Annotated in this window: 23 protein-coding genes and 1 riboswitch; of the genes, 19 read left to right on the forward strand and 4 right to left on the reverse strand. The window is 34.8% G+C overall.

Features of this window, described 5'->3' with window-relative positions; genetic code table 11:
* Positions 1-8 precede the first annotated feature (8 nt).
* Positions 9-2,426 (reverse strand): penicillin-binding protein 1A, encoded by a 2,418-nt coding sequence (locus C7958_RS11580; RefSeq protein ID WP_111572833.1) that lies wholly within the window; start codon positions 2,424-2,426, stop codon positions 9-11.
* A gap of 89 nt (positions 2,427-2,515) precedes the next feature.
* On the opposite strand from C7958_RS11580, the gene tyrS reads away from it, so the two are divergent.
* From tyrS to C7958_RS11600, 4 genes are all read left to right on the forward strand, one after another.
* Positions 2,516-3,796 (forward strand): tyrosine--tRNA ligase, encoded by a 1,281-nt coding sequence (gene tyrS / locus C7958_RS11585; protein WP_243834337.1) that lies wholly within the window; start codon positions 2,516-2,518, stop codon positions 3,794-3,796.
* A 609-nt stretch (positions 3,797-4,405) separates the two neighbouring features.
* Entirely contained in the window at positions 4,406-7,042 is a 2,637-nt protein-coding gene (gene alaS, locus C7958_RS11590) for an alanine--tRNA ligase (RefSeq protein ID WP_111572835.1), read from the forward strand.
* Between the two features lie 117 nt (positions 7,043-7,159).
* Positions 7,160-7,420, forward strand: a complete 261-nt coding sequence (locus tag C7958_RS11595; RefSeq protein ID WP_111572836.1) for an IreB family regulatory phosphoprotein — start codon at positions 7,160-7,162, stop codon at positions 7,418-7,420.
* Positions 7,421-7,589: 169 nt separating this feature from the next.
* The gene (locus tag C7958_RS11600) at positions 7,590-8,864 is read left to right on the forward strand and encodes a Gfo/Idh/MocA family protein (protein ID WP_111572837.1); all 1,275 of its coding nucleotides are present in this window, start codon (positions 7,590-7,592) and stop codon (positions 8,862-8,864) included.
* A 119-nt stretch (positions 8,865-8,983) separates the two neighbouring features.
* Here the strand turns inward: C7958_RS11600 and C7958_RS11605 are convergent, their stop codons facing one another.
* Positions 8,984-9,817, reverse strand: coding sequence for an AraC family transcriptional regulator (locus C7958_RS11605; RefSeq protein ID WP_111572838.1), 834 nt, complete (start codon positions 9,815-9,817; stop codon positions 8,984-8,986).
* 123 nt (positions 9,818-9,940) lie between these two features.
* Between C7958_RS11605 and ruvX the strand changes: the two genes are divergently transcribed.
* The 6 genes from ruvX to C7958_RS11635 all read left to right on the forward strand — a co-directional run bounded on the left by ruvX (position 9,941) and on the right by C7958_RS11635 (position 13,956).
* Entirely contained in the window at positions 9,941-10,348 is a 408-nt protein-coding gene (ruvX, locus tag C7958_RS11610; RefSeq protein WP_111572839.1) for a Holliday junction resolvase RuvX, read from the forward strand.
* Positions 10,349-10,438: 90 nt separating this feature from the next.
* A complete protein-coding gene (locus C7958_RS11615) occupies positions 10,439-10,705 on the forward strand; it encodes a DUF1292 domain-containing protein (protein ID WP_111572840.1) in 267 nt (88 codons plus the stop codon).
* 79 nt (positions 10,706-10,784) lie between these two features.
* Positions 10,785-11,798: an endolytic transglycosylase MltG gene (gene mltG, locus C7958_RS11620; RefSeq protein ID WP_111572841.1), complete on the forward strand. Its 1,014-nt coding sequence runs from the start codon at positions 10,785-10,787 to the stop codon at positions 11,796-11,798.
* Positions 11,799-11,860: 62 nt separating this feature from the next.
* Positions 11,861-12,505 carry an O-methyltransferase gene (locus C7958_RS11625; RefSeq protein ID WP_111572842.1) on the forward strand — a complete coding sequence of 215 codons (645 nt, stop codon included), beginning with the start codon at positions 11,861-11,863 and terminating at the stop codon, positions 12,503-12,505.
* Positions 12,498-13,727 (forward strand): peptidase U32 family protein, encoded by a 1,230-nt coding sequence (locus C7958_RS11630; protein ID WP_111572843.1) that lies wholly within the window; start codon positions 12,498-12,500, stop codon positions 13,725-13,727. The genes C7958_RS11625 and C7958_RS11630 overlap by 8 nt, the downstream gene beginning before the upstream one ends.
* Before the next feature lies 1 nt (position 13,728).
* A complete protein-coding gene (locus C7958_RS11635) occupies positions 13,729-13,956 on the forward strand; it encodes a DUF4911 domain-containing protein (protein WP_111572844.1) in 228 nt (75 codons plus the stop codon).
* 95 nt (positions 13,957-14,051) lie between these two features.
* On the opposite strand, the gene C7958_RS11640 is transcribed toward C7958_RS11635, so the two are convergent.
* Positions 14,052-15,782: a methyl-accepting chemotaxis protein gene (locus C7958_RS11640; RefSeq protein WP_111572845.1), complete on the reverse strand. Its 1,731-nt coding sequence runs from the start codon at positions 15,780-15,782 to the stop codon at positions 14,052-14,054.
* A 389-nt stretch (positions 15,783-16,171) separates the two neighbouring features.
* Between C7958_RS11640 and C7958_RS11645 the strand changes: the two genes are divergently transcribed.
* Complete coding sequence (locus tag C7958_RS11645; protein ID WP_243834338.1) at positions 16,172-16,864, forward strand: cell wall hydrolase; 693 nt, start codon at positions 16,172-16,174, stop codon at positions 16,862-16,864.
* Between the two features lie 129 nt (positions 16,865-16,993).
* Here the strand turns inward: C7958_RS11645 and C7958_RS11650 are convergent, their stop codons facing one another.
* Positions 16,994-17,248 carry an AbrB/MazE/SpoVT family DNA-binding domain-containing protein gene (locus C7958_RS11650; protein ID WP_108139784.1) on the reverse strand — a complete coding sequence of 85 codons (255 nt, stop codon included), beginning with the start codon at positions 17,246-17,248 and terminating at the stop codon, positions 16,994-16,996.
* A 202-nt stretch (positions 17,249-17,450) separates the two neighbouring features.
* Between C7958_RS11650 and C7958_RS11655 the strand changes: the two genes are divergently transcribed.
* The 8 genes from C7958_RS11655 to C7958_RS11690 all read left to right on the forward strand — a co-directional run bounded on the left by C7958_RS11655 (position 17,451) and on the right by C7958_RS11690 (position 25,734).
* Entirely contained in the window at positions 17,451-17,888 is a 438-nt protein-coding gene (locus C7958_RS11655; RefSeq protein ID WP_111572846.1) for a Fur family transcriptional regulator, read from the forward strand.
* 68 nt (positions 17,889-17,956) lie between these two features.
* A complete protein-coding gene (locus C7958_RS11660) occupies positions 17,957-18,649 on the forward strand; it encodes a Crp/Fnr family transcriptional regulator (protein WP_111572847.1) in 693 nt (230 codons plus the stop codon).
* Between the two features lie 120 nt (positions 18,650-18,769).
* Positions 18,770-19,672 carry a shikimate dehydrogenase gene (locus C7958_RS11665; RefSeq protein WP_111572848.1) on the forward strand — a complete coding sequence of 301 codons (903 nt, stop codon included), beginning with the start codon at positions 18,770-18,772 and terminating at the stop codon, positions 19,670-19,672.
* 32 nt (positions 19,673-19,704) lie between these two features.
* Positions 19,705-19,789: riboswitch (cyclic di-GMP riboswitch) on the forward strand.
* 170 nt (positions 19,790-19,959) lie between these two features.
* Entirely contained in the window at positions 19,960-21,660 is a 1,701-nt protein-coding gene (locus C7958_RS11670; protein ID WP_111572849.1) for a GspE/PulE family protein, read from the forward strand.
* A 23-nt stretch (positions 21,661-21,683) separates the two neighbouring features.
* Complete coding sequence (locus tag C7958_RS11675) at positions 21,684-22,745, forward strand: type IV pilus twitching motility protein PilT (protein ID WP_111572850.1); 1,062 nt, start codon at positions 21,684-21,686, stop codon at positions 22,743-22,745.
* 30 nt (positions 22,746-22,775) lie between these two features.
* Positions 22,776-24,023 (forward strand): type II secretion system F family protein, encoded by a 1,248-nt coding sequence (locus C7958_RS11680; RefSeq protein ID WP_111572851.1) that lies wholly within the window; start codon positions 22,776-22,778, stop codon positions 24,021-24,023.
* A 188-nt stretch (positions 24,024-24,211) separates the two neighbouring features.
* Positions 24,212-24,634, forward strand: coding sequence for a prepilin-type N-terminal cleavage/methylation domain-containing protein (locus C7958_RS16025; RefSeq protein WP_111572852.1), 423 nt, complete (start codon positions 24,212-24,214; stop codon positions 24,632-24,634).
* Between the two features lie 356 nt (positions 24,635-24,990).
* Entirely contained in the window at positions 24,991-25,734 is a 744-nt protein-coding gene (locus tag C7958_RS11690; RefSeq protein WP_111572853.1) for a prepilin peptidase, read from the forward strand.
* Positions 25,735-25,744 lie beyond the last annotated feature (10 nt).

Here is a 25,744-nt window from a genome sequence, read left to right on the forward strand (position 1 = left end):
ATTTTAATTTAATCATTACCGAAGATATCAAATAGACTTCTGATAGAATCCTCTGACTCCTCAGAACTGTCATCTGAATCAGATTCTGTACTGGTATCTGCATCTTCAGTCAGCGGCTGACTGGCAGGATGCAAATTACAAATTCTATTTGGCTTATTTTCATAACGCGGATTACCATTTCTCTGCACCTTGGGAATTCCGTATTCATGATCAATCTGCTGTACAGGTTCTCCTGCTTCAATTGTATAAGTTCCTCTTACCAGATCTTCTGAGCTTTTACTGGAGTTAACCTCTCTAAATGTTTTCTGTGTTGGTCCGATTCTAATTCCTGAATCAGAAATGTAATGTCTTTCTTCCACCTGATCAGCCGGACAATTTTCTGTTGCCAGCAGACCACTTTGACGGTCAACACGAACAGTTTTTACAGGTCCATGTAGACTTTCCCTTTCAGTTGGTTCAGTACCATTAATATAGGGCAGCACATCAATTCTTGGTGAATATTGATTTGAAAGCAGTCCTGTATAAGGATCAACATCCACTTCAATTATATTATCTGGCTTCTGGAAATTGATAACTGGCATATCTTTTACTGCTTCTCTCATATAATCTCCCCAGATTTGGGCTGCTTCCCCACTCCCCACTGTTTTAACATCATACTCCATTGAGCGATTTGTATCTTCACCAATCCAGACACTTGTTGCAATCTGAGAAGTAAAACCTACAAACCAGGCATCAGTATAGTCATTTGTGGTACCAGTTTTACCACCGACATCGCGGTTCATTTGAGCTCTGCGCCCGGTTCCATTGTCAACAACACTCTTTAACATAGAAGTAATTAAGTAACTATTGTCTTCTGACATAACCATTTTACTTTCCGGCTGGGCTTCATAAATTAAATTATCGTGTTTATCATAAACTTCAGTTATAGCATGCGGTTCGGTATAAATACCCTTATTGGCAAATACACTGTAAGCAGAAGCCATTTCTATTGGAGTAACTCCCCGGTTTAAACCTCCAAGTGCAAGTGAATAATGATCATTAAGCCCATCATTTTTAGTAAAGGTTGAAATACCAAGGCGTTCTGTAAAATCAATTACACTCTTAACTCCAACATCCTGAATTAATTTTACTGCTGCTACATTGACCGAATTAGTCAGAGCGGTATTTAAATTGATTAAGCCTCTGTAGCGGTCTCCATAATTTCGAGGCCAGATGCTTAATTTATCACCTTTGCCAGTCTCGGAAGCAAGCATTGGTAAATCGTTAATTACAGTACCAGTTGTATAATCTCCCTCAATTAAGGCAGTAGAGTAGACAAAGGGCTTAAAAGCAGAACCCGGCTGTCTTACAGCCTGATAAGCCCGATTAAATTGATCAGTTCCACGTCCCCCAATCATTGCTCTGATTGCACCGCTATTAACATCTAAACTGACCAGTGAGAGCTGGGGTTGTAAATTTTCGCTCTGACTGCTCTGAAAGGAAGGAATAAATCCATTTTCAATCTTATTATTTATAGTTTCTTCTGCTAAATCCTGCATTTCTGGATTTAATGTGGTATGAACCTTTAATCCCCCACTGTAGACCATGGAAGCTCCAAAACGATTAATTAGCTGATCCCTGACATAAAGGGTAAAATAATGAGCTGAATTATCTTCACTTTCCTCTACAGTATCCAGATTCAACTCGGCATTTTTGGCCTGATCTCTTTCCGCTTCCGTAATATATCCCAGTTCGTACATCCTATCTAAAACTACATTTCTTCTCCTAATTGCACGTTCTGGATAACGAAGGGGGGTATAATTATTTGGAGACTGGGGTAAACCAGCAATTAATGCTGATTCTGCCAGAGTCAGATCTTCAACACTTTTACCAAAATACTGCAGAGAAGCTGTTTCAACTCCATAAGCACTGTGACCTAAAAAGATTTCATTTAAATACATTTCTAAAATCTCAGATTTGGTATATAAGCGTTCAAACTGAATGGCCAGATATGCTTCCTGAATTTTTCGCAGATAATTTTTATCTAAAGTTAAAAAAGCATTTCTTGCTAGCTGCTGGGTTATTGTACTTGCCCCCTGATCAAGTAAATCTCCTTTCATAATATTATTTATCATGGCCCGCCCAATTCCCCAGAAATCAATACCGTGGTGCACATAAAATTTAGTATCTTCAATAGCTACAATTGCGTTTTTTAGATCTTCCGGCATTCTTTCCAGGGGAACATAAACTCTATTTTCCTTAAATAATTTTGTTAAAAGCTCACCGTCAGCATCGTAAATTAAAGTTGCTTCACTTGAACCTTTATAATCTGTGATATCAGGAGTATCCTGAATTATCCAGGTGACAGCACCTAAGATAGCGCCTGTTCCCAGGGCAAAAATTAATAAAAAAGTTATTAAAAATATTGCCTTTGTTCTTTTCTTCATTACTTTACCTCCCGTCAATAAAATATTATAACATAAAACAGCTGTTTATGGTACCCCTTGTTACTAATTAATCTATCTGTTATAATTAAATGACAAAGGATACAGGAGGTGAAGTACCTGTTGCCTACAGCAAGGGACAGGTGTTTTTTATGGAAATTAAGGAACAGATAAAGATATTAAAAAGAGGGATAAGTGATCTTATCTCTGAGGAAGATCTTAAAGAAAAATTGGTGGAAGCAGAAAAAGAAGGAAGACCTTTAAAGGTTAAGCTTGGACTTGATCCATCAGCCCCGGATATTCATCTGGGACATACAGTGGTACTTCGCAAGTTAAAGCAGTTTCAGGATTTGGGGCACGAAGTTTATTTAATTATTGGTGATTTCACCGGAATGATTGGAGATCCAACCGGTAAATCCGAGACCAGAAATCAGCTGACCAGAGAAGAAGTTTTAGAAAATGCCCGTACATACCAGGAACAGTTTTCTAAAGTGCTGGATCCCGAAAAGACCAGAGTGGTTTTTAATGGGGACTGGTTAAGTGAAATGGATTTTGCTGATGTTTTAGAATTATCTGCTCATTATACTGTGGCGAGAATGCTGGAGCGTGATGATTTTTCTAAACGTTATAATTCCGGAAAGCCAATTGGAATTCACGAATTTTTCTATCCCTTAATGCAGGGATATGATTCTGTAGCAATTGAAGCCGATGTAGAATTAGGCGGAACAGATCAGCGTTTCAATTTGTTAGTTGGGCGTAAATTACAGCAGGAGTATGGTCAGGATGCCCAGGTAGTTTTAATGATGCCTTTACTTGAAGGTTTAGATGGTGTCAATAAAATGAGTAAGAGTTTAAATAACTATATCGGTGTTTATGATCAACCAGCTGATATGTTTGGTAAAGTAATGTCAATTCCAGATGATATGATCCTCCGTTATTTTGAACTTTTAACTGATGTTTCAATTGAGCGTTTAAATGAAATGAAGGAAAAACTGGATCGCGATGATTTTAATCCAATGGAGTTAAAAAAAGAACTGGCGCATGAGATTGTAACAGAGTATCACAGTGAAGAAGATGCAGTTGAAGCCCGCCAGGAATTTGAAAGTGTATTCTCCAAGGGTAATCTACCAGAAGATATTCCGGTAATTGAGATTTCAGAATCAGATTTAGAAAATGGTGAACTCTGGATAGTGAAGCTGGTAGCTGCAACTGGACTTGTTGATTCCAACAGTCAGGCCCGGCGGATGATTAAACAGGGTGCGGTTAGTATTAATGATGAGAAATATGAAAAAATTAATCTGGATATTGAGGTTGAGGATGGAATGATTATTCAGATTGGTAAACGCCGCTTCGCTAAAATTAAATTAGTTTAGACAGCAGCTGAAATTTATTTTTCTGCTTACTTTAAAGTATAGATATTTTAAGAATCTAAAAATCAAATTGAACTCCAGATCAATTTTTAATAAACTAAGATTCGTATTTGCAGCTAAATCAGCTTTCCTTCCCGAAGGAACGTCCTGTTCCTCGGTCAGCTCAGAGCATCCATGCTCTTCGAACTGATTTAGCCTTAATATTCATCAAGTTTATTTTTAAAAATTGCTAAAGTCATTAAATTTGATTTTTAGATTTGAAAATTATATTTTTAAAAGCAGAAAAATAAATCCATCTTTTAATAACCAATTAAATTTTAACTCAGCAGTTATTAGAAGGTCAGCTGCATTAGTTATTAGGAAAAGAATATAAACTTAAACAACAAGGATTAGGATAAATTTTTACTTTCTCTCAGATATTTTAAATCGGAACAGCTTTGAATAGAATTAATTATGAAATAGATTGTTCAATGTCTGACTGAGCCCTGTTTGTTATTTTAATTATTACCAGGGCGAAGGAGTTAGAACAATCCATAATTAATTCTTAATGAAAAGCGTTGTGGAGATTAATATCTGAGAGAAAGAAATAAATTTATAGAGAGGAAGGTTTAAATGATTAAAAGTGGAGATGAAATAAGACAGGCTTATCTTGATTTTTTTAAATCAAAGGGACATTTGATTTTAGATAGTGCACCTCTGGTTCCTAAAAATGATCCAAGTCTGTTGTGGATAAATGCAGGGATGGCTCCCTTTAAGCCATATTTTGACGGCAGTCTTGAGCCACCTAAAAATCGTATTGCTACCAGTCAGAAGTGTATCCGTACAAATGATATAGAAAATGTGGGTAAAACAGCACGCCATCATACCTATTTTGAAATGCTTGGTAACTTTTCTTTTGGGGATTACTTCAAAGAAGAGGCAATTACCTGGGGTTGGGAATTTGTAACGGAAGTACTGGAACTGGACGAAGATAAGCTCTGGATTACAATTTATGAGGAAGACGAAGAAGCCTTTAAAATCTGGCATGACCAGGTTGGTCTGCCGGAAGCAAGAATTGTCAGAATGGGTAAAAAAGAAAACTTCTGGCAGATTGGAACTGGCCCCTGTGGCCCCTGTTCTGAAATTCATTATGATCGGGGAGTAGAAGCCGGTGATAGTGAAGAAGATGTGCTTGGTGGTGAAGGTGATAGATATTTAGAAATTTGGAATCTTGTCTTTACTCAGTACAATTATACTGAAGCCGGAGAATACAGAGAACTACCCAATAAAAATATAGATACCGGGATGGGCCTGGAACGAGTTGCTTCCATTTTACAGGAGACGGAAACCAATTTTGAAACAGATTTGATTAAACCGATTATTGATCAGGTAGTAAAAATGACAGGGATTTCCTATCGGCAAGATGAAGAAAGTGTAACAGCACATAGAGTTATTGCTGATCATATCCGTTCAGCTTCGGTTGCTATTTCTGATGGAGCTTTACCTTCTAATGAGGGTCGTGGTTATGTAATTCGGCGTCTGATTAGAAGAGCTGCCCGTTATGGACGTAAACTTGGTTTTGAAAAACCATTTTTATATAAATTAGTAGAAAAAACAGCTGAGATAGTAAAGGGAGTAGCACCTGATCTCAAAAAACAGCTGGCCCATGTTAAAAATGTTTTGAAATCTGAGGAAGAAAGTTTCTTAAAAACTTTAGAACAGGGCTTAAATATGCTAGAAGATATGTTAAGAGAACTTAAAGCAGAAAATAAAACTGTTCTGGCAGGTAAAGAGGCTTTTCGTTTATACGATACCTATGGTTTTCCACTTGATTTAACTGAAGATATTGCCGCTGAAGCCGGAATTAAGGTTGACGAAAAAGGATTTGAAAAAGAAATGGAAGCTCAGCGTAAACGGGCTAGAGAAGCCAGAGAGGAAACTTCTTTCAGCAGTGGTGAGGTAGAAAAACTTTATGCAGAATTTAAAGATCAGATTGAAGAGGATAATTTTACCGGCTATCATTCTTTAAAAGAAAAAACTAAAGTTATAGGTCTGCTTAAGGATAATCAGAAAGTCAAAGAGCTTGTGGAAGGTGAAGAAGGAGATCTTATACTTGCTAAAACTCCATTTTATGCAGAAAGTGGAGGTCAGATTGGTGATGAGGGTATAATTAAGAATGATAATTTTGAAGTGGAAGTTAAAAATACAATTAAAAAAGCAGAAGTTTTTGTACATCAAGTTGAGGTAAAGGATGGTCGAATAGAAGTTGGAGCTGAGGTAGAGGCAGTTGTTTATCACAACAGACGCCAGGCAACAGCAAGACATCACTCAGCTACTCATCTGCTGCACAAAGCTTTAAAAGAGGTTTTAGGTGAACATGTAAATCAGTCTGGATCTCTGGTGGCTCCGGATCGACTGCGTTTTGACTTCACACATTTTTCTGCGCTGACTGAGGAAGAATTAGAAACAATTGAAAGAAAAGTAAATCAGGCGGTAATGGAAAATTATAATGTCGAAACTGAAGTTAAGGGAATTGATGAAGCTAAAGAAATGGGAGCAACTGCTCTCTTTGGAGAAAAATATGGAGAAGAAGTAAGAGTTGTCAAAATGGGTGATTTTAGTCTGGAATTATGTGGGGGAACTCATGTGGAGGCAACTGGAGATATTGGGGTTTTTAAAATTATTTCTGAAAGTGGAATTGCAGCTGGAGTCAGAAGAATAGAAGCTGTGACTGGGGAATATGCTCTGGATTATTTTAATTCTAAGCTGGAACTTTTAAAGCAGACGGCAGCTGAGTTAAAAACTGAACCGGATAACCTCTTACAGCGGGTAAAACAGCTTCAGAAAGAGCAGAAAGATTTAGAAAAAGAATTAGAAGCATTAAAACAGAAACTGGCAGGTTCTAAAAAGGATGAACTTATCGATCAACTGCAGCAAATTGAAGGTGTTAATCTGCTGACAGCAGAACTTGAAGATCTTGATAATTCAGCTTTGAGAAACTTAAATGATCAGCTTAAAGATAAAGTTGATTCGGCTGTAATTGTTCTGGCCAGCAAAGGTAATAATAAAGTAATCTTTGTTGCTTCTGTGACTGAAGATTTAATTGCAAAAGGATTTAAAGCTGGAGATATTATTTCAAAAGTTGCCAGAATTGCCGGAGGTGGTGGTGGTGGACGTCCTGATATGGCCCAGGCAGGAGGTTCAAAACCGGATAAAACTTCTGAAGCACTGGCAGAAGTAGAAAAAATTGTAAGAGAAATTGCAGGTTAATTGAATAAAAGCTTAAAACTTAATTCAATGAGGAAAAATCACTGATAAAAACAAGGAATTTAAAGCTGACTGCAGAAATAATAAAATAGGGCAAATTTAAATACGGGATGTGATAATATGGCCGCAGAAGATTTTAATGATAAAACGATGCGATTTAAGATTAATAAAGAAGAATTAAGTGAAGCAGCATTTGTTCTCAATAAGGTGTCTAAGGCCCTGGAAGAAAAAGGGTATAATCCAATTAATCAAATTGTTGGCTACTTACTTTCTGGTGATCCTGCTTATATAACAAGTTATAAAGACGCCCGGACAATGATTAGAACTATTGAGCGAGATGAAATAATTGAAGAATTACTGCGCAGTTATCTCAATAACTAGCAGCCTCTGTTTTAAAGCAGCTGATATTTTATCAGCTGCTATTTTTTTGCTCTAAATATCAAAAAATGTAGAATTTACTTTGAGGAAAACAATAAATGTCTTGTTATTAATCTTTTTTTTATATAAGATTTGTTTAGAATCAATTAAATAAATTTAGGAGGAATTTTTAATGAGATATGCAGTGATTGGGACTGGTTCCCGCTCAGCGATGTATTATGAAGCATTAGTTGAAAATGAAAAAATTGCAGCAGAAAATGAACTGGTTGCTTTACTTGACTTAAATCAGACAAGAATGGACTATGTTAACGAAAGATTGGGATTGGATCTACCCACTTATCAGCCGCATCAGTTTGAAGAAATGATTGAAAAAGAAAATATTGAAGGAATTGTAGTTACCACTAAAGATTCACATCATCATGAATATATTATCAAAGGTTTAAAAAATGATCTTAAAGTGATCACAGAAAAACCAATGACCACAAATGAAGAGAAAAATCAGGCTATACTGGATACTATGGAAGAAACAGGGAATGATTTAACAGTTACTTTTAACTATCGTTATTCTCCTTATCGTTCTAAAGTTAAGGAAATGCTGCAGGAGGGAGTAATTGGTGAAGTTACAATGGTCGAATTTCACTGGTATCTTGATACCACCCATGGTGCAGATTATTACCGCCGCTGGCACGGAGAAAAAAGAAATTCCGGTTCTCTCTGGGTACATAAGGCAACTCACCACTTTGATTTAGTTAACTGGTGGCTGGATTCTGCCCCCGAAGAAGTTTTTGCTTTTGGTGATAAAAGATTTTATCAACCCGAAACTTTTCCTTACAGAATGAGATGTAAGGATTGTGATGCTACAGATGACTGTAAATTTGTGCTGGATATGAGTTCTTCTGATAAACTTACAGCGCTTTATCTGGATGCAGAGCATGAAGATGGTTATTTTAGAGATCGCTGTGTATTCTCGCCAGAAATAAATATCTGGGATACAAGGGCTCTTACAGTAAGATATCAGAACCGGGCTCTATTAAGTTATTCACTCAACAATTATGCACCTTATGAAGGCTATAAGGTTGCTTTTATTGGAACCAAAGGTAGAATTGAACAGGATGTTGTAGAGGCTTCCTATATTAGTGGTCATGATGGAGAGTTAGAAAGACAAACTCCAGACAATAATATCCGGCTGGAAGTTTTCCCACTCTTTGAAGAATCATATACACTTGATGTTGAAGTAGAAGAAGGCGGTCATGGTGGAGGAGATAAGCGTTTATTAGAAGATATTTTCCTCGAAAATCCGGAAGCAGATCCTTTAGGACGCCAGGCCGGAGGCTATGATGGTGCCATGTCAATCTTAACCGGTATTGCAGCCAGACGCTCAATCGAAAAAGACCAGCCAATTAAAATTAAAAATCTGGTTGAATTTCCTTCAGCATTAAATAAATAATTCTCAATTGATAATTTAAAGTTAACTCCTTATTAAATATAATTAAGGCTTCTGATTAATTTCAGGAGCCTTAAAAATTATCTGGACAAAAATTAGGAGTGATAATAAATTCCAGTTTATTATATTTCTTTAACTTTTCGGTATTCAAGCGGTGATAAATCTGTAAATTCTTTAAAAATCCTGCCGAAGTGAGTTATATTGTTAAAACCAACCTCAGTTGCAATTTCTGTTACAGACAGATTACTCTGCTGCAGCAGTTTGCTGGCTTCCTTAATCCTGATATTATTTTTATACTCCACAAAATTAAAACCTGTAACTTCTTTAAAAGCCCGACTTAAATAGGCTGAGCTGTAATTAAATTTGGAAGCAAGTTCACTTAAAGTTAATGATTTTTGATAATTTTGACTTATATAGGCTGCTATTTTAGATATGTTTTTATGTTTTTGATCTGGATAATCAAGGTTTTTGGAAGCTGATTTCAAAGATATTCTTTTTATAAAAATTAAAATTTCAACGATCATCATCTTGATATATAATTTGTTTTCAGGTGTGTTAGTTTTCTTGTTTTCTGCAGTTAGCTTAAACAGTTCTTCTTCCAGCCAGAGCTGCTGTTCGGGATTGAGACTTAAAACATTTTCTTTTTTCTTGAAAATTTTAAATAATTCTGCTGCTTCCATTTCTGGTGCCAGAGATGAAAAGAAATTCTGATCAAACTGAATTAAAATTCTTTCATGTTCAGGATTTTCCTGATCAATAGTACTTGTTTTATGTAAAATATTTTTATTGATTAAAACAAGATCTCCTTTTTTGACATGATAACTCCGCTGATTAATAAAATAATTGCGCTCACCTTTTAAAAGGTAGTAAATTTCAAATTGATTATGGTAATGACGCTGTTCCATATTGAAAGGTTCCGCGTCTCTTTTTACATGGGTAATAATTGTTTTATTCATAATTTGCCTCCAGAGTTAAATTAAAATTGACTAAATTACTTATAATTGAACTCATAAATTTGCTTATTTACTAAAATGATTATATAATATTTTATTGAAGAAAGAAAATTGGAGGCAAAAGATTTGAGAATTTTAGCTTTAGATTATGGTAATAAAAGAGTAGGAGTAGCAGTAAGCGATGCTCTTGGCTGGACAGCACAGCCGCTGGCAACTCTTGAGATGCACGGCCATCAGGAATTACTGGCAGAAATAAAAGAATACATAGATAAATATGAGGTGGAAGAGATTGTAGTGGGAATGCCCTATAATATGGATGGTACAATGGGTAAAAGGGCAGAAATAACTCAGGCTTTCATTAATTTTTTAAGAAATAATCTTGAGCTTCCTATTCAGATTCAGGATGAACGATTGACAACAAGTCAGGCAAAAAATATACTGCTGGAGGCTGATGTCAGCCGAAAAGGAAGAAAAAAAGTGATAGACAAGCTGGCTGCTTCTTTAATTCTACAGTCTTATCTTGACTCACAGTAAAAAATTATAGGTACCAGGTATAAATCAATTGATTTGTACCTGGTACAGAGGAATTAATTCACAAACTAAGAAAATGGAAGGGGTAATATGATGAGTAATGGCAAGTTTTGGATTGATGAAGACGAAAAGGAACTGGTTTTATCTGATGGAACAGGGGAGAGCCGCTTTATTATAGAAGATGATCTGGTGATCGACGGCGTAAAATACTTAATCATTGTTGATGCCAGAGCGGGAGAAAATGCTGATGCAACAGTAGTTAAAATTATCAATGAAGGGGAAGAAGAAATTATTATTCCTGTTGAAGAAAAAGAAGAATTCGAAAAAGTTCAGGCTGCATATCTAGAAGATATGGAATAAAACAACCTGATTTTTGAAAACTGTCTCTACAATTTTTAATTAATCAATCAATTTAAATTATGAGAGGAAGATTTTGAAGTTGAAAAGAACAGCTTTTATATTTTTGATCTTTATTATAATACTCAGCTTTTCACTGAGGGCTTATTCTTTAATTGAGCCAATAAATCCTGTTGATCCAAGAGATATTATGGTAGAAATAGAACAGGGGATGAGCGGCAGAGCAATTGCAAATCTGCTGGAGGAAGAGGAAGTTATCAAATCCTCTACTATGTTTTATTTGCTGCTCCGATTTAAACAGGTAGATAATCTTCGGGCAGGTTATTACCGCTTTTCAACTTCAAATACTCCTCTAGAAATCATCGATAAATTGCAGCGGGGAGAAGAAGAGCAATTTAAAGTTACTATTCCGGAGGGTTTTACTTTTGAAGAAATTTTAAATAGATTTTCCGCTTTAGAAATGCCGGAATATGAGCGAGAAATATTGAAAAACGAAATTAATAGGGAACTTTCAAAAATAGAGATAGAAAGAAATTTTGAAACAGAAGAGTCTGGGTCGGGAAAATTTTATCCTGCAGAAGGTTTTATTATTCCTGACACTTATAATTTTCCAATGAGCTATGATGAACAGGATATAGCAGAGTCATTAATCAATTACTTTATAGCTCAGAGACAGCCAGTTTTAAAAAAAGCAGCAGAGGATAATAGTTATTCTGCTTACGAGCTTTTAATAATCTCTTCTTTAATTGAAGAAGAAGGCAGATTAGATTCAGAGAATAAATTGATAGCTTCAGTAATCTATAATCGTTTAGATCGTGGAATGCCTCTGCAGTTGGATGCAACAGTTCAGTATGCTCTACCAGAAAGAACCGAACGAGTGCTCTATTCTGATCTAGAAATTGAATCTCCTTATAATACTTATTTAATCAGAGAACTGCCTCCTACACCAATAGCAAATCCGGGTGATCGGGCTGTTGAAGCAGCAATTAACCCTGATCAAAGTGATTATTTATTCTATTTTGCTCGTGAGGATGGCAGTCATGTTTTTACAGAAAGCTATGAGGAGCATCTCCAAAAACAGCGAGAGTTAAATTAATTAAGATTTAGGGATTTATTAATTTGAATATAATTATCTATTAAGCATAAAGGAAGTAGATTATGAAGATCACTAATATTAACAGCAAATTTTCTAAAAGCAAATATATAGACCAGCAATTTGCTGAAATTGAAAAACACTGCAAAGAAATTCATATTCCAATCATTGATCGAGATGCAGCTGATTTATTAAAATTACAGTTGAAACTAAAAAAACCACATAAAATTTTAGAAATAGGTACCGCACATGGGTTTTCTACACTTTTACTGGCAAAATACAGCCCGGAAATGTCTGAGATTACAGCAGTAGAATTGGATCCTGAGCGGGCCCAGAAGGCTAAGAAAAATTTTTCGAAATTTAATTATCAGGAAAAAATTGACTTAAAGGTTGGAGATGCCTTTGATGTTTTGCTCTATTTAAAAAAAGATTATGATTTTATTTTTCTTGATGCTGCCAAGGGGCAGTATTTTTATCTTTTTGAATATTTAATGGAGCTTTTAGCCCCGGGAGGACTTCTAATTTCGGATAATGTACTATATAAAGGCAAGATACTTGCAGAAGCCGAACCAGAACATAAGATTAGAACAATAGTCACTAACTTAAAAAAATATTTAAAATTAATTATGAACCATCCAGAACTTGATTCAACGATAGTTACAGCAGGTGATGGGATGGCGATTAGCAGGAGGAAAGATATAAATGAATAAAGTAGAATTACTGGCACCAGCAGGAAGTTTAGAAAAATTAAAAACGGCCATTTTATTTGGTGCTGATGCTGTATATTGTGGAGGTTTAAACTTTGGTTTAAGAGCCGGAGCTGATAACTTTACTGTCGAGGAGCTCAAAGACGGAATTGAATTTGCCCATCAACGGAATAGAAAAGTATATATGACCCTTAATATGATTCCTCACAACAGGGAACTGGCTCAACTTCCAGAATATATAGAAAAAATAAAAATACTCAATTTAGATGCTCTTATAATTTCTGATCCAGGTGTTTTTGCTTTTGTCAAAAAAGAAATGCCGGAGATGGAGATTCATATTAGTACTCAGGCCAATAATGTTAACTGGGCTTCTGCTCTTTTCTGGGCAGAACAGGGAGCTGAACGGATAATTCTAGCTCGAGAATTAAGTAGAGATGAAATCAAAGAAATTGCAGACAAAACAGAGGGAAAAATAGAACTAGAATACTTTGTTCATGGGGCAATGTGTATCTCTTATTCTGGACGCTGTCTGCTCAGCAATTATTTTGTGGGCCGGGATGCTAATAAAGGAGACTGTGCTCAGTCCTGCCGCTGGAAATATCATCTGGTAGAAGAAAAAAGGCCCGGTGAGTATTATCCAATTGAAGAAAATGATCAGGGAACCTTTATTATGAACTCCAGAGATTTAAATCTGGCTGAAGAAATTCCAGAACTAATAGAGCTGGGTTTAAGCAGTTTAAAAATAGAGGGCAGAATGAAAAGTGTTCATTATGCTGCCACAGTTGTTAATACATATCGTCAGCTAATAGATCAATATTATGAAGCCCCCGAAAATTTTGAAGTTGAGCCGGAGCTTTTAGAAGAGCTTAGAAAAATAAGCCACCGCGATTATACCAAAGGTTTTTATTATGGAAAACCTGGAGCCGAAGGTCAGAGATACGAAAGTTCTTCCTATTTAAGAACTTATGATTTTATGGGAGTTATTAGGGATTATGATTCCACTCAAGCAGAAGCAGTTGTGGAGGTTAGAAACAAGATTTTTAAAGGTGATCAACTTGAATTAGTAGTTCCCGGTCAAAAATCATTTACGATCACTGCTGATTATCTTTTAAATGAAGAAGGCGAAGAAATTGAGGCTGCTCCTCATCCTAAACAGTTAATTAGAATTCCTTTTGCTTCAGGAGTTCCTGCGGGTTCTTTGCTGAGGCGTCAGAAGGAGAATTAAGATGAAAAACACTCTAAAACTTAGGTATGAAGTTGATCTAAAGCAAATTAATTATATAGATATGATAATTAAAGCTTACGAGGGAATTGGTACTGTTAACGTGGATCATGATAATCCAGGAGAGATCTGGATTGATGTTACAAAAGGAACTAAAGCTGAAGTTAAAGAAATAATGGCTGACCTTGGTAATCAATTTGAGATTCAATTTTTATCGGAAGAAAACTATTAAATTTAACTAGCTTTTAAATATTAAAATGAATTAAGCAAAACCCTCCGTTATTGTGCTGACGGAGGGTTTTGCTATTTTTATATTCTTTAATTTGACTACACTTTAAAAGTTCTGACATTGTTCATTAAATTTTCAGCCATCATTGCCAGATTGGTAGAACTTTCTACTATTTCTTTAATTGATTGTTCCTGTTCCGAACTGGCGGCTGCAACTTCTTCGGCGTTATGTGCTGATTCCTGGCTAACTGCAGCTATTTCTGTAATAGCCTGCTTAACAAAGTCACTGTTGTTATCCATTTCTTTAGCTTCTTCAGTGATTATTTTAATATAATTGGTTAGCTGGCTCATTGCCTTGTTAATTTCAGTAAATGAGTCATCAGTAGATTTAATAACAGCAACACTATTTTCAACCGACTGATTAGTTTCGTCAATTTCTGAAACTGCTGCCTGTACTCCATTTTGAATTTGATTAATTAGGCTGGCAATTTGTTCAGTTGCCTGGGAAGACTCTTCAGCTAAATTTCTAATCTCATCGGCAACAACACTAAATCCTCTTCCAGCTTCCCCGGCTCTTGCTGCTTCGATTGCAGCATTTAAAGCCAGCAGATTTGTCTGGGAAGAGATGCCGCTAATTAATTTAATGATATTCCCTATTTTTTCGGAGAGTTCCCCCAGCTGATGTATTTTTTCAGTGACAGTAATTGTTTTATTTTTAACCTCAGCAACTTGATTAATTGATTTATTAATAGATTGATTACCCTGATCAAGATAATTAATTACATTACTGGCCTGCTGATTCATTTTTTCTGTATTATTTTCAACTAATTTAATTTCTTCCATTAAATTGTCAATATTATTTTTGCTTTCGTCAACCTGAGCTGACTGTTCTTCAGCCCCCGAAGCAATTTCCTGAACAGAGCGTCCAACTTCTTCAGCAGAAGCAGACATTTCTTCACTGGAAGCAGACAGTTCTTCACTTGAGGCAGACAGATTAGAAGAAATGTTTATAACATTACCGATAATTTGAGATAATTTATTTTTCATTTCATTTAAATCGTTGAGCAGTTTACCAATCTCATCTTTGCGATTTAAATACTTGTCTTCAATTTCTATACTCAAATTTCCACTGGCAATTGACTGCAGATATTTTTCGGCTGCTGATAGCGGTTTAGTAATACCTGTAATAATAATTAAAGCCAGCATGGTATTGACAATAGCCAGCACAATAATAATAATTAAAATTGTTGTATATGACTGCTTAACAGTCGAGCTGGCTCTATTTTCTTCCTGTTCTGCCCCCTCAACATAAATATCCTGAACCCTATCTAAAATACTGCGCAGGTCTGTAAAATATTGTTCTTCTTTAGAAAGTAAATTATTTGCCTGATTATAATTACCGGAGTCAATTTCCTCCCAGATTAATTGAGTCTGGGTCAGATATTGATTATAATTATTAGCAAAAATATTTTTTAATTCTACTTCTTCCTCTGAAACAGAAGCAGTAGCAGTATAACTTTCAAAATTTGTTTTAGTCTGCTCAATATTTTCATTAAAAATAGATTTTAAACTCTCTATTCTGTTCTGATAATTTTCATTTGCAGCTTCAATCAAAGCAACTCTTGCCTGCTGCAGGTCTCTATCAGAGCTTAAAGTACTGCTGATACTGGGTACATAATTGCTATTATAATCTGTTATTATGACTCCTAGAGTTCCAATCTGATTGTAAGCGATAATCCCAATAATTATTGTTCCTAAAATCAATAAAAAAGTAAGACCAACTAATTTAAACTTAATACTGATATTTCTTAAAAGTAAAAACTTATTCATTAAACCCTCTCCCTATTTTTTTATAAATAATTATCATCAATCAGAATAGAATGTAATCAAATTGATAAGCTTTTTACTAAGATGATAATTATTCTTGTTTAAGTATATTTTAACCAAATATTATTGTCAAGTAAAGTGTTTTACATTATGACTGTTTTTGTTATATTTTTTAAAAAATTTGTAATTACCATCAGTAGTGGAAACACTATTTGAGTGAAAAATTGTAAAGAATGAACATTTGACAATCAGTCAGTAATTGTTTATTATTAACTTGAGATTAAACATAATTATTAAATTAATAAGTTTATAAGAAGATTTTTGTTGGAAAAGTAAAGGGAGGAAAATTAAATTATACATTTAACTAGCAGTGAACAACAGGGAGGTAATTTATGATGCTGAGCAAACGTAGAGTTCTAATCTCGGTAATGTTACTCCTTATAATGGTGACTTTTGTCAATCTCGAAGAAGCAGCAGCTCTGGATCTGTCTGAATTTGGAAGTAGAGTAATGCGCAGAGGAGACGAAGGAATAGATGTAGCAGTATTACAGCAGAAGTTAAGGCAATTAAATTATTATAATGGAAATTTAGATGGATTATATGGAAGTGGAACAGCAGCAGCAGTGAAAAGATTTCAGAAAGATAATGGACTTCAGGTAGATGGTGTTTTTGGTGAGAGTTCTTTAGCAATAATTCCTGATTTAAAAGCGGAATTAAATTATAACATATCAAGAGATGATATAATTTTACTGGCCCGAATCATTCATGGAGAGGCCAGAGGGGAAGATTTTAAAGGTAAGGTTGCTGTTGGTTCTGTAATTTTAAATAGAATTAATAGTCAGCAGTTTCCTAACTCAATCAGAGATGTTATCCTGCAGAAGGGACAGTTTAGCAGTTTGATGGATGGTCAGGCTAATTATTATCCTGGTGAAGAAGAACTGCAGGCAGCAAGAGCTGCATTGCTTGGCTATGATCCAACACTGGGTTCGATTTATTTTTATAACCCAGAGATAGCAACTAATACAGCCTGGATATCGAGAAGAAATTTTGTAACAAAAATTGGTGGTCATGTATTTTTAAGATAAGTTTAAAGACTGTCAGAATATAAATTAATTAAATCAAAATAAAATATTATTGCAAAAAAAAGAATAGCACCGGTTAAGGTGCTATTCTTTTAGAAATTAATATCCAATTTTTGTTATTTGGGTAAAAATTTATTTTTCTTCCTGTAATTCCTTCATGTTATCCATACATTCACCACAGATGGTTCTACCTTTATATTCGATAGTGTCATCTGCGCTGCCGCAGAAAATACATGCTGGCTCATATTTTTTGAGAATTATTTTTTCTTCATCAACGAAGATTTCCATTGGGTCTTTTTTATTGATATTCATAGTTTTTCTGAGTTCGATTGGAATTACCATTCTACCCAAATCATCAATTTTACGGACGATACCAGTAGATTTCATATTAATTCTCCTTTCATAACAAATTTCGACAAATTATTCTTGTTTATTACATTATATAATCAATTAGAGCTATAGTCAATACCCAAATGTTATTTTTTAAAGTAAAAAATGGATATTTAATCGAAAAAATTCAAAAAACTTATTAATATTTGTTTAAATATATGATAAAATATAAATAGTCATCTAAAATGAGGTGTTTTTAATGGAGAAATTAAAAGAAAAGTTTAAAAGAAAGTTAGCAGAAAACAATTATAAATTAACAAAACAGAGAGAAATTATCCTGGATACAATTCTTGAAAAAGAAAACTGGCATTTTACTGCCGAAGATCTTTTTGCAGCTGCACGAGAAAAGGATAGGGATATAGGTATGGCTACAATTTATAGAACTCTCGAATTAATGCAGAATTTAGATATTGTGCATGTACTGGATTTTAATGATGATTCTCGCAAATATGAAATCTATTTAGAAGAAGCTCATCACCATCATTTGATCTGTAAGGGATGTGGCAAATTGATTGAGTTTAGTGATCAAGATATCGATTATTTTGAATCAGAGCTGGAAGAAAAATATGATTTTGAAATTACTGAACATAAATTAAGATTTTATGGATATTGTAGTCAGTGTAAAGAAAGTAATTAAGAAAAAAGGAATTTTTCCATCAATGAAGAATACTATATATATAGCAATAAAGAGAGGCAGGTTGAGCTATGGAAGAAACAAAACAGTGTTTAAAAGATTTAATTGTATTTCAGAATCTGGATCCAGAAGAATTAGAACTTTTATGTCAAAACTCCTACGCTAAATTATATGAAAAAGATGAGGTTATCTTTTTTGAAAATGATAGTGTAAAAAAATTATATTTTTTGGTAAACGGTAAGGTCAAACTTTCTATGCTTTCTGCAGAGGGCAAGGAAAAAGTGCTGACAATTCTGCAGGAAGGGGATATTTTTGGTGAACTTTCTCTATTTGATGAAGATCCTCATCCCTTGACTGCTGAGGTAATGGATGATGCTCGTTTGTTAATCATTCCCTGGAATGAAATGGAAAAAATGATTATTGAACGTCCTTCACTGGCGATTAAAATTATTGAAGCACTATCTAAAAAGACAAGACTTTTAACCAGTCAGGTTAGAGAATTAGTGTTTCAGGATGCTGCTGGAAGATTGGCCAGTTTGCTATCGCGTCTGGCAGAGGATTTTGGTCGTGAAATTGAGGAGGGGACAGTTATTGATCTGGTCTTAACTCACCAGGAGATTGCTAATTTAATTGGATCCTCCAGAGTTACAGTTACTAAGCTGATCAATAAGTTTATCGATGATGGAATGATTACAATTAAAAAGAGAAAAATTATTATTACAGACTTTGAATCTCTGGGAGAAAGACTGCAGACAATTTTTTAACTTCCAGTGAAATATTTCTTTGTGGTCTGAAATAATACATAACCGACACGCTGGCGGTATCATACTGGCGTGTTTTGATTTTTTTAATATTTTTTAATTTAAGATTTTAGGAGGTAGAAGATGAGTATTTTTATACCTAATAGCGAAACAAAATTATATGGTTTGCTGGGAAAAAGCCTGAGTCATTCTATTTCTCCATCTCTACATAATAACGGTTTTAGAGATTTAGGGATTAATGCAATTTATTTGATGCTGGAGACTAAGGATCAGGATCTGGAAGAATATATTAATTCTCTAAAAAATTTAGGCTTTGACGGCTGGAATGTAACTATCCCTCATAAAGAAAGTATTATACCATATTTAAATGGATTTTCATCACTGGCTCGCGCTTCAGGTGCTGTTAATACTGTTTTAAATAGAAAAGGAAGACTAACTGGTTATAATACTGATGTTATTGGATTTCAGCGTCAGGTTGAGGAATCAGGTATTAAAGTTAAGGACAAAAGAGCTGTGGTCATTGGTGCTGGTGGAGCTGCCAGAGCAGTCATTGCAGCTATGGTTCAGCTTGATCTGGCAGATGTTACTATTATTAATCGGACAGTAGAAAATGCGGAAGAACTGGCCAAACTTTTTAGAGAAGAAAATTCTAAGCAAAACTTTGATTTCTGCAGTCTGGATGAGCAGGAATATGCAGAACCCTTAAAAGCAGCAGATCTGGTGGTTGATACAACTCCGGTAGGAATGTATAGTAATAATATTGAAAATATAGTAATCAATCCTGATTACCTGCATGAAGACCAGCTGGTAATAGATTTAGTTTATAACCCGCTTAAAACAAAAATTTTAAAAGAAGCAGAAAAAAGAGGGGCCCAGACTGGTAATGGGCTGCCAACTTTGATTTATCAGGCTGAGGCGTCTTTTAAACTCTGGACACAGGAGATGCCGAAAAAGAAAAAGTGGTATCAGATAGCAGAAGCAGCTGTGCAGGATATAGAAGCCAGGCATGAGGAAGAAGAAAACTAAATTGAAGAGTAAAATTAAATAAATAACCTATTAAACTACAATCGCAAAGCAGTTGAAAGGCTGTGACGCAAAGACATAAATCTAAGGGGGAGACCTATGATTGTTATGTTTGCCTCAGGTGGAAAATTGCCAGTGTTTTAATCATAATGGCAATTTTTTGCATTATAAGCTTAGATTAAGCAAATAGTATAATTAGAATAAAGCAGGAATCATTATTCTTTTAGCGAATCATATTATATTAATACTAAATAATGACAAATTTCGGTAATGATAGTGGAGGTGAGGAAATGACAGCAAAAAACAGAAAAAAATTAGGAGAACTATTAGTAGATCATGAATATATAAGCAGAGAACAGCTTCAGGAAGCTCTAGATAGATCGAAAAATTCAGATAAAAAACTTGGGGAAATTTTAGTTGATCTGGGTTATGTGAAGGAAGAAGATTTGATAGAAGTTTTAGAATTTCAGCGGGGCATTCCCCATGCCGATCTTGATAAATATTTCTTTGATCCTTCTCTAGCAGAGCTAATACCTGAAAATATAGCCAGACGTTATTTAGCCGTTCCCATTGAAAAGAATAATCAGGGCAAATTAAAAGTAGTGATGGCTGATCCAACTGATTTAATTGCAATAGATGATATAGAAATGTTGAGTAATCTGAGTGTTGATCCTCTGTATGGTGCGCCCAGGCAAATCCGTTCGGCAATTGACAGACTTTATGGGAATGATGATATCGATATTTCTAATATTTTCGAAGATTTTAATCTTGAGGGAATCAAAGATGTTTCGGATAATCAAAATGAACAGATTTACGAAGAAGAAGAGCTCCGGGAAATGGTCGATGAAGCACCAATTATTAAACTTGCCAATTATATCATCAGTAAAGCCTATCAAAAGGGAGCCAGTGATATTCATATTGAACCTGAGGATGATAAAATTAGGGTTCGTTTTAGAATAGATGGAGTTTTAAAAAAGGAAATGACAGCTCCTAAATCTTCACATCGGGCTTTAGTTTCCAGAATTAAAATTATAGCTAATCTGGATATTACGGAGCAACGAGTTCCTCAGGATGGAAGAATCAAAATGATTTTTAAGGGTGAAAAGCTTGATATGCGAGTTTCTACCCTGCCGACAATTAAAGGAGAAAAGATAGTTATTCGGCTTTTAGCCCAGAACACTAATCTTCTTGATTTAGACAATTTAGGTTTAACTGATTATAATAGAAAAAAATTGGGGGAGTTAATAAAAAAACCAAACGGAGTTTTATTATTAACAGGACCTACAGGTAGTGGTAAATCAACTACACTCTTTGCAGCTCTAAATGAACTTAACAGTCCCCAGATTAATATGGTCACTATAGAGGATCCGGTTGAGTATCAAATTGCTGGTATTAATCAGGTACAGGCAAAAGAAAAATCAGGCCTAACCTTTGCTAAAACCTTACGCTCGATTTTAAGGCAGGACCCAGATATCATAATGATTGGTGAGATGCGGGACCAGGAAACAGCTGAAATTGCTGTTCGATCTGCTTTAACAGGACATCTTGTTTTCAGTACTCTCCATACAAATGATGCTGTAAGTTCTATCACCCGATTAACTGATATAGGTTTAGCGCCATATCTGGTTGCAGCTTCTTTAAATGGAGTTGTTGCTCAGAGGCTTGTACGCAGGCTTTGTCCTTACTGTAAGGAAAAGAGAAAATTAGAAACAACAGAATTAAAATTTTTGGATAATCCAGATTTTGAAGTAGCATATTTTGCGGTTGGCTGTGAAAAATGTAATAATACCGGTTATGATGGTCGACTTGCAATTCAGGAAATCTTTGAAGTTGATAGTCAGGTTAAGGAAATGATCAGTAATAATCTTTCCAGAGAAAAAATTAGTGAATATGCTAAGAATAAGGGAATGATCACTTTAAAAGAAGATGGAATTGTAAAAATTAAAGCTGGAGAAACTGATGTTTCAGAACTTGAGAGAATAATATATTAAAGCTAGATTGAGGAGTGATCTGATTGGAATTTGAAGAATTATTAAAAATAGTATCTCAGGATGATCAGATTTCTGATCTCCATTTAACTGTTTTTTCGCCACCATATATTCGAAAAAACGGGAAATTAAGACCTTATGAAAAATATGATGGAGAATTAAGTGTCGAAGATACTGAAAAATTAGCTAAAGAAATGATGAATGAAAAACAATATAAAGAGTTTAAGGAAAAGGGAGAATTAGATTTTTCCTATAGAATCCCGGGCACATCTAGATTTAGAGTTAACGCCTATCATCAAAGAGGTAGTGTGGGAATAGCACTGCGGATTATTCCGAGTGAGGTACCTTCAATTGATGAGATGGGTTTACCAGAGGTTTTCAAAAAACTTGCCGGCCAGAGAATGGGCTTGATCTTAAGTACTGGTCCTACTGGAAGTGGTAAATCGACTACTCAGGCAGCAATTATAAACGAAATAAATCAAAATAGACAGGCCCATGTAATGACCCTGGAAGACCCAATTGAGTATTTGCATAAGCATAATCAGAGTCTGGTTCATCAGCGTGAAGTGGGTAGTGATACAGATAATTTCAAGAGAGGTTTACGGGCCTGCTTGCGTCAGGATCCGGATGTGATTCTGGTTGGAGAAATGAGAGACTTAGAAACGATTCAGATTGCACTGGAGGCAGCAGAAACAGGACATTTAGTTCTGGCAACACTGCACACTAATAGTGCTCCAGCTACCATTGACCGGATTATTGATGTTTTTCCTGCAACTCAGCAGGATCAGATTAAAATCCAGCTGGCTTCAGTCCTCAGTGCGGTTATTGCGCAGCAGTTAATACCGACTAAAGATCAGAGCGGTCGGGTGGCTGCTTTTGAGATTATGATGGCTACTTCAGCCATTAGAAATATTATCCGAGAGGGTAAAACAAATCAGATTTATTCTGCTATTCAGACAGGTGGCCGCTACAATATGGTTACTATGGATAATTCGCTTTTAAAATTATATCAGCGGGGAAAAATATCTCAAGAATCAGTCTTACACCACTGTAATGATATAAAATATGTGAATGAAAAATTACGTTAAATTTAAGTAAAGAGATAAGGGAGGTGCAAAATGGCACAACTTTATAGTTATAAAGCTCGCGGTCAGTCCGGTCAGATCTTAAATGGCAGTATCGAAGCAGCCAGCAAAAAAGAGGTGGCAAAAGAGCTTCGGGATAAAAATTTACATGCTGTTTCCATTCAGGAGATCGAAGCTAAAGAAAAGCAGAAAAAAGACTCTAAATTTTCGCTGGCTATGGATATTTCAGAGATAAATATCTTTGGTGGTGGCTATAAGATTGCGGAGTTGGCTAATTTTGCGCAGAGGCTTTCTGTTTTGATTGCTGCAGGAATCCCTCTGGTCAGATCGCTGAGTATTATTAAAAACCAGTCAAATATAAAACATGAAAAGGAGATGCTGGGCAAACTATTATCCAATGTAGAGGCAGGAGAAACTCTGTCTTATGCTTTACAGGAGCATCCTAAATATTTTCCTAAATTATTTGTCCATTTGATCAAAGCAGGAGAAACTGGTGGAGTTCTAGATGAAGTATTATCAGAATTAGTAGAATATTACCGCAAACGTGATAAAATTAATAAAGAAGTTAAGTCAGCATTATATTATCCGATAACTATAGTTATTGTAGCTATAGTAGCTGTCTTTATCCTGATGGGCTTTGTACTTCCCAATATTTTAGATATGCTGGTAAACTTTGGTGGAGAAATTCCGCTGCCAACTCAAATCTTAATTTTTGTCAGCAATATTATTTCTTCTTACTGGTGGGCAATCTTAATTGCTGCAGCTGGAGCAGGTTTTTTACTGAATTCTTATTTTAAAACTCCCAAAGGTAAATTAAGAAAAGATAAGTTTATGTTAAAAATACCTGTTATTGGTGATTTAATCAGAAAAGTTGTTATTGCCAGATTTGCCAGCACATTAGCTCTCTTAATTAAAAGTGGAGTTAATATCATAAATGCGCTGCCGGTAATCGAAGAAGTTGTAGAAAATGAAGTCTTTGCAGATATACTATTAGAAACCAGATTGAGAGTTAGAGAGGGTTCAACACTTTCGGAACCAATTAAGCAGAGTGGAGAGTTTCCACCAATGGTGGTTCAGATGCTCAAAGTTGGAGAAGAGAGTGGTAATATAGAGGATATGTTAAATAAGATTTCTAATTATTATGACATGGAAGTTGAAAATGCAATTGAGGGAAGTATCTCCTTAATTGAACCGGTTATGATAATTGTTTTAGCTGTAATTGTTGGTGGAATTGTAGCTTCGGTTATCTTACCGCTGTTCAGTATTTACAGCAGTTTTTAAATCAGAGTATTATTTAGCGAAAACTAATTTATGTAGCTCACTTAATTGTTTTTTATTTTTTGTAATGCAATAATTGAACAATACGAAAAATAGTTGTTGAATTTTGAGGAGGTGGTGCTTAAAACAAAAAAGATTGTCATTGAAAGATTTTTATTAAATTTTTAAAATTATATGAGGAGGAAGAAAATATGAAAAAAATAAGAAATATTTTTAGTGGAAATGAAGGTTTTACTTTAATTGAATTGTTGATTGTTATTGTGATTTTAGGTGTGCTGGCAGCGATAGCAGTGCCAAACTTAGCTGGTTTGACTGATACCGCTGATGAAGCTGCGGTTAAAGCCAATATGCGGACTCTAATGACAGAGTTAGAAGCTCAAAAGGCTCAGGATTATGATTTTTCAACATTAAATACTAATGATGTTGCAGGATTGGCAGGTACTGGCGACTTTGCTGGAGCTGAAGCACTGGCTGATCAGGAAGTAAGTTTTGGTACTGAAACAGTTACTGTAGCTGAAGGGGATTTAACAACTTATACAATTACTACAGATGAAGATTACGAGGATGGAGAAATAACAATTAGTGATGGTGCATTAACTCAGACTCAGGAATAGATGTTTACTAGGTGATTTTAGTCGGGAGGTTAAGAAAAAAATAAATATTTTAATAAAATCTTGGCCTCCTGAGTTATATTAATAAAATTTTTAGAGAAAATTAAGATTGAAATTTATATTTACAAGTATAAAATCTATTGAGTAGGAAAATTTTTTAAGGAGAATGAAAATATTTAAAATTTGAATTTTACAGAAAGTATATTGATATTAATTGGAAACTAAATTATTTATAGTCGGGAGAAAATTTGATAAAAAAAGCTTTAATATTTAATTGTTTGAAATTAAAATTATATAGATTTAAAGGTTATTTAAGCTTGGGTTTGGGATAAAAATAGTGAGTGATTGGACGTGAAATTATGCTGATAGTTTTTTTTCTGATAGGTTTAGTAATCGGCAGTTTTCTAAATGTAGTAATTTATAGATTACCTGAAGGTAAATCAATTATTTATCCACCATCTCATTGTTCGGATTGTGGACAAAAGTTAAGCCCACTGGAACTAATTCCAGTTTTAAGTTATATTTTTTTAAGAGGTAAATGCAAAACATGTGGAACAGATATTTCAATCCGATATCCTATTATTGAATTATTAACCGGAATTATATTTATTATTAATTATTTTTGTTTTTCTGATTTGATTATCTTGGCTGCAGGTTTGATATTTTCTTCTTTATTAATTGTTTTAACTATGATTGATTTTGATCATCAAATATTACCTGATAAATTGACATTAGGTGGACTTATAGTAGGATTATTATTTAGTTTTTTTAGATCTGATATATCTGTAATTTATTCTTTAGCGGGGATAATGGCAGCCGGAGGTTTATTATTTTTAATAGCTTATCTAAGTAAAGGTGGTATGGGTGGAGGAGATATTAAAATGATGGCAATGGTTGGCAGTTTTACTGGGCCAATAATTGCTGTTAGTGCAATTTTTTTAGGAGCTTTAATTGCCTTGGTTGCCCATCTACCTGGTGTTATTTCTGGGGAAACTGGTATGAAAACTAAATTACCTTTTGGACCATTTTTAGCTGTGGCTTCTTTAATACTCTGGTTTTATTCAGAGGAACTATTTGCTATGTATTTATCACTTATTCTTTAATGAGAGGAGA

Source organism: Halanaerobium saccharolyticum (assembly GCF_003259895.1).
Classification (GTDB): Bacteria; Bacillota; Halanaerobiia; order Halanaerobiales; family Halanaerobiaceae; genus Halanaerobium; species Halanaerobium saccharolyticum_A.

Bases quoted from the DNA above. Each gene is read 5' to 3' on its own strand.
- C7958_RS11580 (WP_111572833.1), bottom strand. From the start codon at position 2,426: ATGAAGAAAAGAACAAAGGCAATATTTTTAATAACTTTTTTATTAATT.
- tyrS (WP_243834337.1), top strand. From the start codon at position 2,516: ATGACAAAGGATACAGGAGGTGAAGTACCTGTTGCCTACAGCAAGGGA.
- alaS (WP_111572835.1), top strand. From the start codon at position 4,406: ATGATTAAAAGTGGAGATGAAATAAGACAGGCTTATCTTGATTTTTTT.
- C7958_RS11595 (WP_111572836.1), top strand. From the start codon at position 7,160: ATGGCCGCAGAAGATTTTAATGATAAAACGATGCGATTTAAGATTAAT.
- C7958_RS11600 (WP_111572837.1), top strand. From the start codon at position 7,590: ATGAGATATGCAGTGATTGGGACTGGTTCCCGCTCAGCGATGTATTAT.
- C7958_RS11605 (WP_111572838.1), bottom strand. From the start codon at position 9,817: ATGAATAAAACAATTATTACCCATGTAAAAAGAGACGCGGAACCTTTC.
- C7958_RS11615 (WP_111572840.1), top strand. From the start codon at position 10,439: ATGAGTAATGGCAAGTTTTGGATTGATGAAGACGAAAAGGAACTGGTT.
- C7958_RS11625 (WP_111572842.1), top strand. From the start codon at position 11,861: ATGAAGATCACTAATATTAACAGCAAATTTTCTAAAAGCAAATATATA.
- C7958_RS11630 (WP_111572843.1), top strand. From the start codon at position 12,498: ATGAATAAAGTAGAATTACTGGCACCAGCAGGAAGTTTAGAAAAATTA.
- C7958_RS11635 (WP_111572844.1), top strand. From the start codon at position 13,729: ATGAAAAACACTCTAAAACTTAGGTATGAAGTTGATCTAAAGCAAATT.
- C7958_RS11640 (WP_111572845.1), bottom strand. From the start codon at position 15,782: ATGAATAAGTTTTTACTTTTAAGAAATATCAGTATTAAGTTTAAATTA.
- C7958_RS11645 (WP_243834338.1), top strand. From the start codon at position 16,172: ATGATGCTGAGCAAACGTAGAGTTCTAATCTCGGTAATGTTACTCCTT.
- C7958_RS11650 (WP_108139784.1), bottom strand. From the start codon at position 17,248: ATGAAATCTACTGGTATCGTCCGTAAAATTGATGATTTGGGTAGAATG.
- C7958_RS11655 (WP_111572846.1), top strand. From the start codon at position 17,451: ATGGAGAAATTAAAAGAAAAGTTTAAAAGAAAGTTAGCAGAAAACAAT.
- C7958_RS11660 (WP_111572847.1), top strand. From the start codon at position 17,957: ATGGAAGAAACAAAACAGTGTTTAAAAGATTTAATTGTATTTCAGAAT.
- C7958_RS11665 (WP_111572848.1), top strand. From the start codon at position 18,770: ATGAGTATTTTTATACCTAATAGCGAAACAAAATTATATGGTTTGCTG.
- C7958_RS11670 (WP_111572849.1), top strand. From the start codon at position 19,960: ATGACAGCAAAAAACAGAAAAAAATTAGGAGAACTATTAGTAGATCAT.
- C7958_RS11680 (WP_111572851.1), top strand. From the start codon at position 22,776: ATGGCACAACTTTATAGTTATAAAGCTCGCGGTCAGTCCGGTCAGATC.
- C7958_RS16025 (WP_111572852.1), top strand. From the start codon at position 24,212: ATGAAAAAAATAAGAAATATTTTTAGTGGAAATGAAGGTTTTACTTTA.
- C7958_RS11690 (WP_111572853.1), top strand. From the start codon at position 24,991: ATGCTGATAGTTTTTTTTCTGATAGGTTTAGTAATCGGCAGTTTTCTA.